Source organism: Pseudobacillus wudalianchiensis, from assembly GCF_001685015.1.
In the GTDB taxonomy this organism is placed as follows: Bacteria; Bacillota; Bacilli; order Bacillales; family Domibacillaceae; genus Pseudobacillus; species Pseudobacillus wudalianchiensis.
This window is the reverse complement of record NZ_MAYT01000030.1, coordinates 1-16,531: the sequence shown is the minus strand read 5'-3', so window position 1 is coordinate 16,531 and position 16,531 is coordinate 1. Positions and strand designations below refer to the sequence as shown.

The following is a 16,531-nucleotide window of genomic DNA, read 5'->3' as shown; positions in this document are numbered from 1 at the left end:
CCTTTTCTGAGGAGATTATAAATAATCTATCATTTGGTCGTATACGTCATACAGAGGAATTTGCTTGTCTGCTAGACCAGCTTCATACACTACCTTTGGCATTCCATACACGATGCACGTTTCTTCTGACTCAGATAACACAGTGCCTCCTGCTTGCTTGACTCTCTTGCACCCTCTTAACCCATCGTCCCCCATGCCGGTTAAGATCACAGCGAGCAATTTGTCTTTTACAATAGGTGCAATAGAGAGCAATGCTACATCTACTGACGGTTTATACAACGTTTCAACTGGAGCGGATATTTTCAATTTAATTTGGTAGTGTCCTTCGATTTCCTGTACGGCCGTCTGCAAACCAGCTGGCGCCACATAAGCAGTGCCGGGTTCCATCTTTTCATTATGCTCCGCTTCCTTCACACAAATATGGCATAAACTATTGAACCGCTCGGCTAACGGTTTTGTAAACCCTGGTGGCATGTGCTGAATAATGAGTATAGGCAGAGGAAAATCTTCAGGGAAACGGGTAAGTATTTTTTGAAGAGCAGCAGGACCTCCTGTTGAGCTTCCAATGACAATCATGCTCATTTTTTGCTTTTGCCTGAATGCTTCCTTCTCCTTTGCCAACTCCACTTGCCTCTCCTCTTTTTTACTTTCACTCGTAACAGAAGAAACAGGGAGCTTTGCATTGGCAGCTGCTGTGATTCTTTGATGAAAATTGATTAACTTCCCCCCTTCTACCTCTTTCACTAAGTCTTCCTTCACAACGAAGTCTACGGCCCCTATGTCAAAGGCTTCCAGTGTCGATTCTGCTCCATTGCTTATCATCATAACAGGCGTCGGGCACTCTTCCATCATTCTTCTCAACGTATCTAGTCCGTCTAATTTCGGCATCTCGATATCAAGCGTGACAACATCTGGTTTCAACCGTTTTATTTTTTCAAGCGCGTCCAAGCCATTTCTTGCTTTGCCAGCTACATATAATTCTGAGCTGGCTTCAACCATGTCACTGATTGTTTTTCTCATAAACGCTGAATCATCAACGATCATTACACCAATTCGCTTGTCCATCGGCTGACTCCTTTCTGTAATAAAAAGTTCCATTTTTGCTCATCGTCTGGAACCCTATCCCCATAGTTGAGATATTCTCCGCATGTCCTAAAAACAGGTACCCTCCCCCCTTCAATGCCTGGTAAAAATAGCTGGCGACTTTCTTAATCGTTTCTGAATCAAAATAGATTAGTACATTACGGCAAAAAATAACATCGTATTGCTGCCGAAGATTGCCCATTTTAAATGAGTCAAGTAAATTTAACTGCTCAAAAGCTACCATGCTTTTCACTGGCTCTATTACGCGGAAGGCATCTGGTTGTTCGATAAAATAATGTTTCAGCCAGCGATCAGGTATTCTTCTAAAAGACAATGATTGTTTATTATAAATACCGCTTGCAGCTGCCTGTAACACCTTTTTATTAATATCCGTCCCCTTAATAGCAACCTTTTGTGGCGGGCAAAGCCCCGAATCTATAGTAGTGATCGCCAAGGAATAAGGTTCCTCTCCTGATGAACAGGCCGCACTCCAAACCTGTAAAGTACGATCGGGGTTTTGGGCAATCAATTCTGGAAGCACTTCGTTTTGATAGACAGCCAGCTGCTTGTCCTCCCGATAAAAATACGTTTCATTTATAGTGAGCAGCTCTACTAAAACGTCCCACTCTGCTGTCGATTGTTCAAGCAGACGGATATATTCCCAGACAGAGACGTGTAACTGTTGAAGTCTTCCTGCAATTTTTGTTTCTAATGAGGCACTATTCGTTTGATAATTAAGACCGCAATACTCATAAACCATTTGCGTCAGTTGCTTAAGTGCAAAACTTTCCATATTCTCAGTCCCCTTGTTGCTTATATTTTTCTCACTGTTGTGTATACGTTCACTGTGAAAAAGAAGCCGTTGACCTCTTTGTTCAACGGCTTTCCATGCTATTATCTGCTTGGTTGAAGAAGACGCTGGAACTGATCTTTTTGACCTCTCAGACTTTCTGTAACACTTTTAATGCGTTCAAGGTCCAGACCGTTCCTTCCAAAAACCCCAGCCGTTTCTTTAATCGAATTTTGAATGTTTTCCAACTCATCTGCTTGGATGGATGTAGCTGTTTTTACTTCCTCCGTCTGTGTTTTTACTGATTTGATAAGATTCACGACTTCCCCAGTTTCAGAAGTTAAGCCTTTTGTTGCGCTCGTTACATTGGCCATCTGATTTCTTATATTTGTCATGCTCATAACCACTTCTTCCACGGCCGCTAATTGCTCTTTCGTTGCTTGAGTGACCATAGCAGCCTGCTCCGTTACCTCACTAGCCGCCTGAATGATGCTGCTGGATTGATTTGCTTGTTCTTCTATTGCTTGTGTTACTTGTGTTAACTGTTCTCCTGCGTTTCTTGCTTCATCTGCTATATTTTTCGCTCCATCTGTTTGCTTGATCGTCGCATTTGTCACTAACTCCGCTTGGTTTGTCACATTTTGAACAGCTTCGACGATTACTTTTGCCTGCTTCGCTTGTTCTGCGACGGCGGTTGCAACCTGTTGCACTTGTTCGCGGGCATCGGCTACTCCTTTAATAATTTCCTCTGCACCAACAGCTTGCTCACGTACAGCTTCTGTTACTTGGCTTGATTGATTCGCTACGTCGGCGACCGCCCGGACAACTTCTTGTGCTTGTTTTGCTTGTTCTTCTGCCGCTACTGTAATCTGGCGGACTTGTTCGCGGGCATTGACAACACCTTTAATAATTTCGCGGGCACTTGCCTTTTGCTCTTCCGTAGCCTCATCTACTTGTTCAGCTTGATTCGTCACATTTTCCATTGCTTTAACGATATAGCTCATTTGCTTTGTTTGTTCCTGAGTGCCAGTTGTAATTTGGACTACCTGTTCACGGGCATTCATTACACTCTTTATAATATCTTCCACACCAGCCGCTTGCTCTTTCATGGATTCAGTCACTTGTCTTGTTTGTTCCACCATGCCGACTACTTCATTAATTATGCCTTGTGCTTGCTTCGCTTGCTCTCCTGTAGCCGTTGTAATTTGCTTCACTTGCTCTCGAGCACTTCGAATGCCTAAGATCACTTCTTCTACCGCTACTGTTTGCTCTTTCGTTGCATTTGTTACCATTTCTGCTTGATTAGTGACATTCAGTGCAGATTGGACAATATCGGCAGCTTGTCTTGCTTGTTCTCCTGTAGCTGTTGTGATTTGTCTCGCTTGTTCACGGGCATTAGTCACACCTTTTACAATTTCCTCTACTCCTGCAGCCTGTTCCTTCACAGCCTGTGCTACTAGCTCAGTCTGTGTTGTCATATTTTCTACGGAGCTTACGATGAGTTGAGACTGCTCTGATTGTTCAGCTGTAGCTTCTGTGATTTGTCGTACCTGTTCTCTCGCGCTGATAACTCCTTTAATAATTTCCTCAATACCAGCCGTCTGCTCAACTGTTGCCTGTGCAACCTGCTCGGCCTGGAGAGTAACATTCTCGACTGCTTTTACTACATCTTTAGCTTGTACAGTCTGTTGCGTTGTGGCAGTCGTTACTTGAGAAATTTCAGAGGTGATGCTTTCTACGCCTGTTACTATCTTATTGATAGCCTCATTTGCCTTATCAGAAAGCTTGTATCCTTGATCTACTTTTTGCTCACCAACTTCAATCGCTTTAATTGCATCAGTGGTTTCTGCTTGAATACCTTTAATGAGACCAGCAATTTCTTTTGTAGCTGAAGCAGTTCTTTCTGCCAGCTTCCGGACTTCATCAGCCACGACACTAAATCCTTTTCCATGTTCACCAGCCCGTGCTGCCTCGATCGCTGCATTTAAGGCCAGCAAATTCGTTTGTTCTGCGATATCATCAATAACCTCAATAATGCTGCCAATCTCATTTGAACTTTTGCCAAGGCTTTGCATTACAGTGGAAGCCTGCTGCACGACTTCTCCAATTTCTTTCATCCCATCGACAGATTGAAGCACAGCCTCTTTTCCATCCTCCGCATCTTTAGCAACTGTCATCGTCAATTGATTTACATTTGCTGCATTGCCTGCCACTTGTTCAATCGATGCCGCCATTTCCTGAATGGCTTTACTTGTCTCTTCCGCAGAAGCGGTTAAGCTCGTGGCATTTGTGGAAACACCTTTAACAGATTTACCTATTTGCTCAATCGATGCGGATACTTGTTCTACCGAGCTGGCTGTGCTTTGGGCATTTCCTGCTACCTGCTGAATGGATGCCGCCATTTCCTGAATCGCGGCCGCTACTTCACTAGTCGAATGGTTCAAGCTTTCCGCATTGTCAGCCACACCCTTAACTTGACTGCCCATTTCTTCAATGGCCGCGGATACTTCTTCTACAGACATCGAAGTGCTGCGGGCATTGCCGGCTACTTGTTCAATAGAAACGGACATCTCCTGGACTGCACCGTTCACTTCAACAGCGGAATGCGTGAGGTTTTCAGCGTTTTGCGCTACATTTTTAATTGAGTTACCGATCTCTTCAACCGCAGAGGACACTTGTTCAACCGATCCAGCCGTGCTCTCGGCATTGCCGGCTACTTGCTGAATCGATGCAGCCATTTCTTGAATAGCTGATCCTGTTGATTCTACCGATACAGCCAATACTTCTCCATTTTGGGCAACACCTTTAATTTGGCTTCCCATCTCTTCGATAGCAGCAGATACTTCCTCCACTGACCCCGAAGTGCTTTGAGCATTCTTGGCAACTTGTTCAATGGAAGCGGCCATTTCTTGGACCCCATCGTTTGTCTCTTTTGCTGATAATGTTAGACTTTCGGCGTTGCCAGCCACTTGCTCAATCGAAGCAGCCATTTCTTCAATGGCAGCGGATACTTCCTCTACTGACCTTGAGGCACTTTGCGCATTGCCAGCCACTTGCTCGATCGAAGCAGCCATTTCTTGAATCGCACTGTTCGTTTCTTGAGCAGAGGCTGTTAAACTTTCAGCGTTCACTGATACTCCCTTAATGGATACGGCCATTTGCTCGATCGAAGCAGAAATTTGTTCGACAGATGCTGCTGTCCTTTCCGTGTTGCCAGCAACCTGTTGAATCGATGCTGCTAACTCTTGAATAGAATCACTTGTTTCTTTTGCAGAAATCGTTAAGCTACTAGCATTTTCTGCTACTCCAGCAATTGACTTGCTCATTTGTTCCATCGCTGTCGAAATGCTCTCTACTGATTTAGTCGTACTGTGAGCGTTGCCGGAAACTTGTTGGATGGATGCCGCCATTTCCTGAATTGCATCAGTTGCTCCTTTTGCAGATACAGTTAATTGATCGGAGTTTTGAGCTACTCCTCTTATTTGGCTAGCCATCTCTTCCATCGCTGCCGTCACTTCTTCTACAGATAGTGAACTACTTTGTATATTTTGATCAAGCCCTGTAATAGCCGTTAAAATACCTTCTAAGGTAACAAATGACTTGCTCGTCGATTCTCGCAGCCTTTCAGCATTAATGATCACCCCATTGATGGATTTTAACAGGCTAGCTATCACAGTCTCGGCCTTTTCTAAAGATGCCGACTGCTGCTGGTTGCCGGCCGTTAGCTGGCTAAGTGCAGTAGCAAGATTCAATAAGTCGTGATCAAAATTTGAAGAATTCATTAAAATTTGTTCCATTTGGTAGTTTGTTTTTCTAAAAAAACTCATTATGAAACCCTCCTAGTATATTTGTTAATTGGCTTTTAAAATAGGTTCTTCATTGTTAAATGGCTGTTGGATAGGCTGTATATCCGTTGAATGAATAATCTTATCAAAGTCCAGCAGAATGACTACTCGATTTCCATCCTTGCTAATTCCCTTAATTAAATCAGAATGATTATATTGACTGCCTGCTGGAGGGTGTTCAATTTGATGATGGTTTGTCTTTAATACCTGAGTCACTTCATCTACAAGGAATCCAACATCTTCTCCTTCATTTTCGACTACAATGATTCTCGATTTTTGCGTGATTTCTTTTACTTCTAAATGAAACCTTTTTCGTAAATCTACAACTGGAAGCATCGTTCCACGCAAATTAATAATTCCGAGTAAATCGTCAGATGTATTCACTACCTTTGTAATATTAGGTACGGACACAATATCCTTAGCTCTCTGGATTTCAAGCCCGTATTCCTCCGTATCCAGCTTAAATGTAACAAATTGCTGTTCTTCTTTTAATTCTTTCTTTCTATTGATCTCAACATTTTCTAAAAGCTGTGCTCCTTCTTCTCGAACAACAGAAGATACGTCCAATATTAACGCTACACTCCCATCTCCCATGATTGTAGCTCCGGCTATATATGGAGGAGAACCAACGTACTTGCCAAGTGATTTAATGACAATTTCTTGATTTCCCAATGTTTTATCAGCAATTAAGCCAATTCTTTTGTCTGCTATTCCTACAACTATGACAAACTCTCTATGCTTGTGCTTAGGGATAGATTCATCATCCTCAATTTGAAGTCTCTCCTTCATCCTTACGAGTGGAAGAACTCTTCCCCTAACAAGCCCTACCTCTTTATTGTTAACGATTTGGATATCGTCTGTATTTAATCTAATAATCTCCAATACATTAACTAATGGGATAGCAAATGTCTTAGCTCCAAATTTTACGAGAAGGGAACTAATAATCGCTAAAGTGAGCGGCAGCTTAACTGTGAAAATTGTGCCTTCTCCCACAGTAGATTCAATATCAATAAGGCCATTCAAATTTTCTATATGGGCACGAACAATATCCATTCCGACGCCCCGGCCTGATATGTCAGTAATTTTCTCAGCGGTGGATACACCAGATTTAAAAATAAGAAAAATTAACTCCTTATCTGTCAGCTTGCTAGCTTCTTCTTCCGAAATGCTCCCTCGCTTTATAGCTGATTCTTTAACCTTTTGCGGATCAATTCCTTTACCGTCATCCTTTATGGAAATGACAATATGATTTTCTTCGTGGGCTGCTCGTAAAACAATTTTTCCTTTACGGGGTTTGCCTATTTTTTCTCTTTCCTCTGGTGCCTCGATCCCGTGGTCAATAGAATTCCGCAACAAATGAATAATCGGGTCACTGATTTCTTCTATTAGACTTCGATCTAATTCGGTTTCTTTTCCTTCCATAATAAACTCAATTTCTTTTTCTGATTTTTGTGCAGTATCCCGGACCATTCGTGGAAAACGATTAAACAACTGTTCAATCGGCAGCATTCTCGTCTTCATCATTCCTTCTTGAAGCTCAGTAATGACTCTGCTCAAATGGTTAGTCACTTCATCTAAAGTATCGATATCATCCTCACGACTCGTTTCATTTTCTGTCAGCCGGCTTCTAACATCGACTAACCTCGTTTGATCAATCACTAGTTCTCCCACTAAGTTCATCAGATGTTCTAATCTATCTACATCAACCCGAACAGTCGGATGGACTTTCTGTTTGATAGAACTGCGTTTTTCCTTTTCAATAATTTCTGGCTCCTTCGTTTCCTTTACATTCGCATCTGCTGCTTCGTTTGCAGGGGCGTCATTATCTGCTTCTGCCAGTTCTACAACATCCACCGATTCAATATCTGATACTTGACTTACAATATCGATGATTTCCTGCTTTGTTTGCATGGTTAGAAGAATGTAGGTCATCTCTCCTGTGAAATCTGTTTCTTTTTCCATTTCTTCAACAGGAGGAAAAGCAGCAATAATCTCTCCTGCTTCCCTTAAATTGTTATGAACGAGCAAAGCTCTTACATTTTTCATCAATGTATCTTTCATGAGACTAACCGATACAGCTACGGCATTATGACCAAATGTATAAGCGTTTTGAATCACATTCTTTTGATAGTCATCTAATTTAACTGGCACCTTGCCTGTTGACTTAAGGGTTACTTCTTCTCTTTTCGGCGGCTGCTCACCATCTCTCTTTAGTTGATGCAGCTTATCTACATGCGGAACAATGTCCATCTTATCGAGACTACCGTTAACAATTGCTTCTTTTAACCTCTTTATAAAGTCGATGCTTTCAAAAATAACATCTACTAAAGCAGGTGTAACAGTCAGAAGCTGATTGCGGATCAGATCAAACACATTTTCTAAATGATGAGTGAACTCTTTCATTTTCTCAAACCCCATCGAAGCAGATGATCCCTTCAACGTGTGAGCGGCCCGAAAGATGTTTTGGATCGTTTGCGTATCAGACGGTTTTTCTTCCAAAATTAAAATTTCCGAATCCAATATTTGCAGTTGTTCATCTACTTCATCAAGGAAGACCCCGAGATAAGCGGACAAATCAAAATCGGCCATTCCGCCCCCCTCCTTTTCCATAAAATTTTTTATGCTCCCAAGCTATACAGAACTTTTTTCAAATCTAAAACCCCAATCACTTGACCATCAAATTTTGCAAAGCCTTTAAAAATATCTTTTTCCAGCTGTACTCCTGGAGGAGGTTCTACATTATCCTCTTCAAATTTTGTAACCATTTTTACTTCCTCTACAATGAGGCCAATATTTTCATTGTCTCCCTGTACAATTACAATTCGATTTTTTTTATGTTTAATCGCTGGAGGAAGCTGAAAACGCTTATGCAGGTTAATAACAGGAATGATATTTCCTCTAAGATTGATCACTCCTTCTATCGTTTCATGGATTCCTGGAATACTTGTGATCACCGGCACTAGAAGGATCTCTACTACCTCCTCTATAGATAACGAGCACAATTGCCCATTTACTGAAAAAACAACAAACTGAACTGTGTTAATAGGCTGGTCATTCGTCAAGTAAAATGCCCCCTTATTTAAACTTATTTCCTGTCTTTATTTTCAAGCTTTTGTCTCCCTTTTTGTATTACCATCTATTCCTATTTTCCCAAAACCAACAGACCAGGAAACAGGAGCTAGGAAATAGGAGTCTCTATGAAACAAAACTAGACTAAATTCCCATTAAATAGGCCTGTATTCTTATATTCCTTTTCAAAAAAGGAGAGCAACAAAAAAAGAACTGTTCACTAAGTTAGAAAAAACTAACTTTAAGAACAGTTCTTTTAAAATAAGTAATGGTTGGACAGCAGTGTTAATACCTGTCAAAGTTAAATTCGCTAAGAGAGTCCGCATGGCTAGCAATCATAGCGATGATCGTATTCGCTTCTTCTTTACTGAAAATGAAATTTGTTTCGTCTTCTATTAATTCGTCATCCACCGTTTTTATTCGATTCACTCGTCGAAGAACTCCATCGCCTGTTTCCTCAATGACGCCGAATTGATATGTCACTTCCACTTCATCTTCATGAGCATAAGCCGTCACTTCTGGTGTAGACCATTCCACATCTATTTGATCAAACACTTCGTCTACTTCTTCATTTGCTTCGAATTCAAATTCAAATTCGTCATCGTCATCCCAGCCGCTTCCACCTTCCATAAACTCATGGAAGCTTTCATGAACCTCGTCAATGATATCTTCAATATCCGGGAGAACGGTTTTAGACATTTGTTCCAAGTCTAACTCTAGTGTCTTTACATAGAACTCCTCGTTGTAAGGATCGAAATATAACGAGCAGAAGTATTCGCTCTCATCCTCACTCGTTTCTACAAAAAACTCGATCCGGGGATGCTTCGCTGCTCTGTCAATCGTCATATGGCCCACTTCATCATACTTTTCACAAATCGATTCAAGGTGATCTTGAAGCTCTTCACTAACCCGGTCAAACCATTCTAATGACATACTGCATCCCTTCCTTTCAGGTAATCGGTTTTAGTATGTCTTTAAACTCAGTCTTTATTCAACTTTTCCAGGTCACAATCTTGCTGAACGATTATATAGATAGATGATGAAAGATAAGACCACTAAACCGGCACAGGCGCCTGCTATAATATCTGACAGATAATGCACACCTAAATAAACTCGGCTGATGGCAATCAGTGTAACCGTTGCAATGGTAGCCATCAGCCATATGAACGAATATCTGTTGCCTATTTGCAAAATATAAATGAATAAATAAAATAAAAAGCCCAGAAAAATAGTGGAATTCATCGTATGTCCGCTTGGAAAGCTATAGCTTCCTGCCTCAATGAGAGGATGAAAAGAAGGGCGCTCTCTTTCAAACATCTCTTTTAGAAATTGATTCGTCCATCTCGCTCCCCAAAATGCCAGCATAACAAAGAAAGCTTGGCGATATTGCTTCTGTACGACCATTAATAGAGACACAACAACGGCTACAGGAAGAAGAACCTTAATGGAGCCAATTTGGGTAAACAAATAAAATAAATCATTAAAAAATCCTGTCCGGATCCTCTCGAAAAATAAAATGACCTCCGTATCATATTTTTCAACTAAAGGCTGTTTATACGTTAAAGATAATATTACAAACAGCAGTAAACTAATCCAAATGGAAATTTTCCCCGTCATCTTTTCCCCTCCGACTGCCTATAAACATTTTTTATCTTTCTTCATTGTATATGCTGCTTATTAGGATACTCTTTATGTTTCTGTTGTTCGGGCAAAATGCTTTTCTTATTAAAAACTGGGGATCGTCCTAAAAGTTAGACCTCTCCCTATATAAACTCACGAACTATTTTATTAAACTTGCCGCTTTCAATCCTGACAATGTCGCTCCTTCCATTGTGGCAAAGTAAGGCTGTCTTGTGTAATCACCGGCTAGAATCAACCCTTCTACAGGTGTTCGTTGGGTTGGACGAAGAGCTTGAAAGCCCGGTTCGAGACTATGGAAATCATATTCATGGTTGACCTGGCGATAATCCAATATATTACTTTCCAAGTCTAAGCCGATCTTCCGTGCATCCTTTATTATAAACTGTAGGGTCTCTTGCGGGTCTAAATCAAGGAACTTTTCAGGAGGGCTGAGTATAATGGATAGTCTTCCCTTAGAAGCTTGGAATGTCGTTCGAGACTGCTCCGCAAAGCTTGATAAGCATGTAAAAGGGGCAAATGTAGTTACGTCAATTGGAACAGCTGGTTTAGTCATCTCAATTTGGAAACTGACTGCTGGCATTAACGGAAGCTGAAACATCGGCTGGAACCACGGATGATTTTCAAACACCGGTTTCAGCAGCTTCTTAGCGGTATATAGAGTAACAGCCAGCACAGTATGTTGAGCTCTGTATACTTGTCCGTCCTCTAATCGGATTCCTTTCACTTTCCCCTCTTCGATCACGAGTGACTCAACGTTAGAATGTGTTCGGACGCTGCCGCCGTTCTTTATAATTTGATCAGCAATTGGCTGACACATCACCTCTGTCATGCCACCTAAATAAGCACCTACTCTCATTTTATAAAACTTAGGGATAGTCGGGGCCAATAAGCCAAAAAATACATAAGCAGAGTAGCGTTCAGGAGGCAAAAAGAACACCCCTGAACTTAGAGGAACAATGAGATGATGAAAAGCTCTATTTGTTACATTGTATTTTGCAGCATACTCTTTAATACTATGTTGATCGAGTTTATGAGGAGACATAACATAATCCTTTAACCCATTCATAAAAAAAGGAAGCAGTGACAGCTTGTCTTTTAGCGACAAATACCGTCTATTCCCAACCAAGCCCTTGATTGTTTTGATCATTCCGAATAAAGGAGCCATGCCGAGCACTAGCGGCTTCTCATCATTTACTCTAACGTGTATTTTCTCTTCCCACATGAAGATTTCGGACAGTTCTACACCCGCTTTTCGGAGCACTCTGGGCAAGTGAGTATAATATCCAATGTATCGATGAAAGCCAGATTCTACATCCATGCCGTCTAAATTATAAGAAGAAGTTCTTCCACCAACTACGCCCTCTCGTTCAAGTAACAGAAGTTTTTTCCCCTTACTCGATAGCTGTAGGCCGCAAGACAGCCCTGCCAATCCAGCACCGACAATAATTACATCAAATTTTTTCATTTATGACACCACTCTCGTTACATAATATGTTAATATTCCCGCCCATTTCTGTTATCATACAAATAGAGAAGTTTCAGCTAAACAGTCGATTGATGGGGAAGGGTGTTAATTTTCTAGTTTCAAAGCAAATGAAGGCTATTTTCCCTTCTTTTCTCGACAAAAAGATTGAATTATCGCGAATACGAGTAATAGTTATTGTGCTATTTGCTACTTTCTTTTATTATCAAATTGAGAGAATAGAATTTTAAGACCGTCTTATGTTAATAGGACTTAGTCATAAAGGAGCTTTATTAAATTGAACCTACAACTTTTTTTAGCTTTTGCAGTATCGTTCATTACGGCTTTGGTTATTACGCCTTTTGTCATTAAATTAGCGATAAAAATAGGAGCAGTTGATAAACCGAATGAAAGAAAAGTGCATCAAACCCTCATGCCTAGGTTAGGAGGGCTCGCCATTTTTATTGGAGTGGCGGCTGGTTTCTTTGCTGCAGGCTTGTACGAAGAGCGCGTTGCTACGATTAGTATCGGAGCGCTATTGATTGTAGTGTTAGGGATTTTCGATGATTTATATGAGCTTTCCGCTAAAACTAAATTTATTGGCCAAATTCTTATTGCCGTGCTTATTGTGAGTTCTGGCCTAACGATTGATTTTATTACCATTCCATTTATTAATGAAAAGATTCAGCTTGGATTGTTAGCTTATCCATTTACCGTCTTTTGGATTGTAGGGATCACCAATGCAGTCAACTTAATTGACGGATTAGATGGCTTAGCGGCAGGTATTTCATCCATTGGGATTGCTTCTATCGCTATTTTAGCGGCTCTCTCTGGAAAAGTATTAATTTTAACGTTAGCGTTAATTGTTCTAGGAAGTACGCTTGGCTTTTTACGCTACAACTTCCACCCAGCTAAGATTTTTATGGGAGATACCGGAGCCTTATTTCTTGGCTACGTCATTGCCGTATTATCTCTTCTCGGCCTGTATAAAAGTGTTACCCTATTCAGCATCATCATCCCGGTTATTATTTTGGGGGTTCCTGTATTTGATACTCTTTTCGCGATCATACGCCGAATTATCAATAAGAAACCTATTTCAGCGCCGGATAAATCCCATCTTCACCACAGGATTTTAGCTTTAGGGCTATCTCATAGAAATACGGTACTCGTTATTTACGGCTTTGGCATTCTATTTAGCGTAGCCGCTATTCTCTTGTCATCTGCCACTCTATGGGCTTCGCTCGCTATTATGGTCCTTCTTCTAGCCGTTCTTCATATGATTGCTGAACTAGTCGGAGCGGTTGGCGAAAGGTATAAAACATTTTCGAAAATTTATAGGAAATTATCGGGAAGATCTTAAATTGACACCCTTCCTATGTACGTGCGATAATTAACTTACAATTTATGTTCTACATCTGCTTGATTTCAATTATCTGATTGGAGGCTGGGATAGATGGCTGCAAATTCTGAGACAAAGAAGATCGCTGTTGATTCAACTGTTTCTTTAAAAGGAATCGTCAAAGCAATTTTTAACGATACTATTCACATACAAATTGGCGGAAAAATCATTACGCTGCCCGCTTCACAAATTACACCATAATTCGTCATACATCTTATAGAAGCTGATAAATTTTAACCATCTAAAAGGACAGTCATCATAGCGACTGTCCTTTTTATTCATTCATCATCCACTCCAGGCAACAAAATCAACGCGGCTGTTCCTTTTCCTACCTCACTCGAAAATGTAAGGCTGCCTTTATGATCCTCGATAATTTTTTTGCTAACCATTAACCCTAATCCCGTCCCCGTTTCCTTGCTCGTATAAAAAGGTTCAAATAACTTCTGCAATTTATCCTCAGGGATGCCTATTCCTTCATCGCATACTTTGATAGAAGCATAATCGCCTGATTTTGCCGCTGTTTGGATTAATATGTTTCCTCCGCTCGGCATCGCCTCTACGGCGTTTTTAATTAGGTTGATCATCACTTGCTTTATTTGCTGAGGTTCGCAACAGACAAGCGGGAGGGAGCTGTCACACCGAACATGAATGGTAACGTCATTTAATAAAGCTTCTGGCTTCATAAAATTCACGACCTCTTTTATTAATTTATTCATGTTCCTTGTTTCTAATTTCATGTCTTGCTGCGGCTTAGCAAGGAATAAAAATTCATTCATAATAAACTCAATCCGTTCAAGCTCTGATACGATGATCTCGTTATATTGACTATTTGTTTCCTTTCCTAAGAGTTGCACAAACCCTTTAACAGCCGTTAGTGGATTTCTAATCTCATGAGCAATTCCCGCTGCTAACTGGCCAATCATTCCTAGCTTATCCCACTTTTGCGCAAGCCTGTCTTGCTCCTTCCATTTCGTGATATCACAAGAGACACAAATGTACCGGCTGGCTGTTTTTTCCCCATTGGCAATCGGAATAATTTTTGTTTTAATCCAACGGGAATGCTCTTCCCCTTCTCCTCTTAATTCAAATTCCATTTCTCTTGGGGTATCGGTTGGAGTAGAGAAACAAGCACTGATTTCTTCGGGTGTAGCATTGCGTATTCTTTTACTTACAACCGATGGATCCTTGTAAGATTGTTCTATATCAAACCCCCAAAACTCCTCAAAAGAAGGTGAAGCATATAGATACTGCTTCTTCTCTATATCATAGATACAAATTACTTCATTAATATTTTGAATGCCATCTAAAAGAAGCTGTTCTCCTTCCCCTCTGTCCGTTTCCTCCTTCCATTCTTTATCCTTTATAGGATGACCGATCATTCTAATCCAGCCTTGTTCATCTCTTTCTATCGTCTCCCATTGAATGGCAAAAAAAGTGTCATTTTTGCAGTTACAACGATGGATGAACGGATGAATATTTACATTGTTTTGCTGAAAAAATAACTGATTCTCTACCTTTTGTCTATCTTCGTGATGTACTAGCTCTAAAAATGATTGGTCAAGGAGCTCAGCTAATGAAGATTGTAAAGCCTGCTCAAACGACAAATTTAGATACTTGATTTTCCCTTCTTTATCTACTATTAGCAACATTTCTTTTATCCGATCATTAAGCCACTTTATTGATTCATTTATACATTCTGCTTCTTCCTTATTTTGAATCACTATTATTCCTCCGCCTTTTTATATGCAAAATCGCTTAACCAGCGTGATGATGATACAACTTTTGACTATTTTCTATAGAAATATATATGCCCTTTTATACTAGATATTACTAAAGAATGACATTTATCTCAATAAGATATGCAGTTTTCGAGACAACAGATTCATATTTTCATGGGTCATCCTTCTTAGGTTGTTTTATAAGATAGAATCCGGTTTTTTTCTACATTATATTCCCTTCTATTGAACCCTTACATTAGCTCTTTAAAAGCGAAAGTCCTATCTATTTTTTGAGTTTATTGGCTATCTTTCGATAAAAAGCTTTCTGGACAGTTTGTTCTAAAGTTGTCAAAGCTCACTGTACTTTTGACGTATGAATTATGGTAAACTGACAAAGGATAGATATTTTTAGATAGAAAAGAGGGGGAAAAATGCGGAGTGATGTAAAAATGGATAGTAGTGTGCAAAAAGCCTCTCTAGCAATGCCAAAACAGAATCTAACCAAGATTTTGGCAGAAACGATTAAGACAGGCATCATTAAATCGAACTTGATTGCCGTATTTGCAGGATTGGCCTTAGCCTTATATATAAATAATATGAGCCCATTTGATAAACTTGCGGAGATTTTATTAACTATCGCCGGCTCAGCACTTGTTATTGGTGCAGCAGGAACATTTAACAACTTATATGATCGAGATATCGATTCGGTTATGGATCGGACCAAAAAGCGGCCAACTGTAACAGGAGCCATCCAACCAAAACTTGCACTTCTCCTCGGGAGTGCCATGTCTTTGTTTGGACTATTGTTCCTTGCTATAGCCTCACCACTCGCAGCTTTCTTTGGCTTTTTGGGATTATTTCTATACGTTGTCCCTTATACGATGTGGTCAAAACGCCGTACCGTTTACAACACGGAAATTGGAAGTCTCTCTGGCGCCATGCCCCCGCTTATAGGCTGGGCTGCTATTACTTCTGATCTCATGCATCTTGAACTGCTCGGGCTTTTTATCATTATGGTCCTTTGGCAAATGCCACACTTTTATGCCATTGCCATCCGCAAGCATAATGACTATAAGGCAGCGAATGTTCCTATGCTTCCTGTTGTGAAAGGATTTAAGCGGACCTATGCACAAACGAATATCTATTTAGCAGCTTTAATGGCCGGCAGCTTTCTTTTTGCAGGTTTGCATATAGGTATAGCTTTATTAGCATTTCTCTTGAGTTCTGCATGGTTTATTCTCAGTGTCATTGGTTATAAAAAAATGTCTCCTGAGAAGTGGGCAACCACTATGTTTATTTTCTCGCTCAACCACTTAACCATTTTATTTGTGGTGATCATTGTATATTGCTTCATTGGCACACTGTTCGCTTAAATTATAAAGTTGGTCTTTGGGCCTAGAGAGAGTTATATCTTGTAACTCTCTCTAGGCTATAAAAATATATCCATTAAACAAATAAAAAAAGAACAGCGCATTTGCGCTGTTCTTTTTTTATTTGCCTGGCAACGTCCTACTCTCACAAGGG

At 40.5% G+C, this 16,531-nt stretch carries 12 protein-coding genes; 3 read left to right on the top strand and 9 right to left on the bottom strand.

All coding sequences use genetic code 11. The features are described 5' to 3' along the window. Positions 1 to 15: 15 nt before the first annotated feature. The 8 genes from A8F95_RS18240 to A8F95_RS18205 form a co-directional block, all read right to left on the bottom strand. On the bottom strand, positions 16 to 1,065 hold the full coding sequence (locus tag A8F95_RS18240) for a protein-glutamate methylesterase/protein-glutamine glutaminase (protein WP_065411850.1): 1,050 nt from the start codon (positions 1,063 to 1,065) through the stop codon (positions 16 to 18). Then, positions 1,034 to 1,876 (bottom strand): CheR family methyltransferase, encoded by an 843-nt coding sequence (locus tag A8F95_RS18235; protein WP_065411849.1) that lies wholly within the window; start codon positions 1,874 to 1,876, stop codon positions 1,034 to 1,036. The genes A8F95_RS18240 and A8F95_RS18235 overlap by 32 nt, the downstream gene beginning before the upstream one ends. A gap of 101 nt (positions 1,877 to 1,977) precedes the next feature. Beyond that, the gene (locus A8F95_RS22850) at positions 1,978 to 5,700 is read right to left on the bottom strand and encodes a methyl-accepting chemotaxis protein (protein ID WP_065411848.1); all 3,723 of its coding nucleotides are present in this window, start codon (positions 5,698 to 5,700) and stop codon (positions 1,978 to 1,980) included. Between the two features lie 24 nt (positions 5,701 to 5,724). Next, positions 5,725 to 8,328, bottom strand: coding sequence for a chemotaxis protein CheW (locus A8F95_RS18225; protein ID WP_245671438.1), 2,604 nt, complete (start codon positions 8,326 to 8,328; stop codon positions 5,725 to 5,727). 8 nt (positions 8,329 to 8,336) lie between these two features. Next, on the bottom strand, positions 8,337 to 8,780 hold the full coding sequence (locus tag A8F95_RS18220) for a chemotaxis protein CheW (RefSeq protein WP_065411846.1): 444 nt from the start codon (positions 8,778 to 8,780) through the stop codon (positions 8,337 to 8,339). Between the two features lie 292 nt (positions 8,781 to 9,072). Further along, on the bottom strand, positions 9,073 to 9,720 hold the full coding sequence (locus A8F95_RS18215) for a hypothetical protein (RefSeq protein ID WP_065411845.1): 648 nt from the start codon (positions 9,718 to 9,720) through the stop codon (positions 9,073 to 9,075). Positions 9,721 to 9,792: 72 nt separating this feature from the next. Further along, complete coding sequence (locus A8F95_RS18210; RefSeq protein WP_065411844.1) at positions 9,793 to 10,404, bottom strand: phosphatase PAP2 family protein; 612 nt, start codon at positions 10,402 to 10,404, stop codon at positions 9,793 to 9,795. 163 nt (positions 10,405 to 10,567) lie between these two features. Then, a complete protein-coding gene (locus tag A8F95_RS18205; RefSeq protein WP_065411843.1) occupies positions 10,568 to 11,893 on the bottom strand; it encodes an FAD-dependent oxidoreductase in 1,326 nt (441 codons plus the stop codon). A 295-nt stretch (positions 11,894 to 12,188) separates the two neighbouring features. On the opposite strand from A8F95_RS18205, the gene A8F95_RS18200 reads away from it, so the two are divergent. Both A8F95_RS18200 and A8F95_RS22675 read left to right on the top strand, forming a co-directional pair. Next, positions 12,189 to 13,250 (top strand): glycosyltransferase family 4 protein, encoded by a 1,062-nt coding sequence (locus A8F95_RS18200; protein WP_049661947.1) that lies wholly within the window; start codon positions 12,189 to 12,191, stop codon positions 13,248 to 13,250. 93 nt (positions 13,251 to 13,343) lie between these two features. Continuing rightward, the gene (locus A8F95_RS22675) at positions 13,344 to 13,490 is read left to right on the top strand and encodes a hypothetical protein (protein ID WP_176713750.1); all 147 of its coding nucleotides are present in this window, start codon (positions 13,344 to 13,346) and stop codon (positions 13,488 to 13,490) included. Positions 13,491 to 13,567: 77 nt separating this feature from the next. Here A8F95_RS22675 and A8F95_RS18195 read toward each other — a convergent pair whose 3' ends face one another. After that, positions 13,568 to 15,010 carry an ATP-binding protein gene (locus A8F95_RS18195; protein ID WP_065411842.1) on the bottom strand — a complete coding sequence of 481 codons (1,443 nt, stop codon included), beginning with the start codon at positions 15,008 to 15,010 and terminating at the stop codon, positions 13,568 to 13,570. A 428-nt stretch (positions 15,011 to 15,438) separates the two neighbouring features. On the opposite strand from A8F95_RS18195, the gene cyoE reads away from it, so the two are divergent. Next, positions 15,439 to 16,380, top strand: coding sequence for a heme o synthase (cyoE, locus tag A8F95_RS18190; protein WP_065411841.1), 942 nt, complete (start codon positions 15,439 to 15,441; stop codon positions 16,378 to 16,380). The last annotated feature ends 151 nt before the right edge of the window (positions 16,381 to 16,531 follow it).

Excerpts from the sequence above, each read along its gene's own strand:
- A8F95_RS18240 (WP_065411850.1), bottom strand. The coding sequence starts at position 1,065 with ATGGACAAGCGAATTGGTGTAATGATCGTTGATGATTCAGCGTTTATG.
- A8F95_RS18235 (WP_065411849.1), bottom strand. The coding sequence starts at position 1,876 with ATGGAAAGTTTTGCACTTAAGCAACTGACGCAAATGGTTTATGAGTAT.
- A8F95_RS22850 (WP_065411848.1), bottom strand. The coding sequence starts at position 5,700 with ATGAGTTTTTTTAGAAAAACAAACTACCAAATGGAACAAATTTTAATG.
- A8F95_RS18225 (WP_245671438.1), bottom strand. The coding sequence starts at position 8,328 with ATGGAAAAGGAGGGGGGCGGAATGGCCGATTTTGATTTGTCCGCTTAT.
- A8F95_RS18215 (WP_065411845.1), bottom strand. The coding sequence starts at position 9,720 with ATGTCATTAGAATGGTTTGACCGGGTTAGTGAAGAGCTTCAAGATCAC.
- A8F95_RS18210 (WP_065411844.1), bottom strand. The coding sequence starts at position 10,404 with ATGACGGGGAAAATTTCCATTTGGATTAGTTTACTGCTGTTTGTAATA.
- A8F95_RS18205 (WP_065411843.1), bottom strand. The coding sequence starts at position 11,893 with ATGAAAAAATTTGATGTAATTATTGTCGGTGCTGGATTGGCAGGGCTG.
- A8F95_RS22675 (WP_176713750.1), top strand. The coding sequence starts at position 13,344 with ATGGCTGCAAATTCTGAGACAAAGAAGATCGCTGTTGATTCAACTGTT.
- cyoE (WP_065411841.1), top strand. The coding sequence starts at position 15,439 with ATGCGGAGTGATGTAAAAATGGATAGTAGTGTGCAAAAAGCCTCTCTA.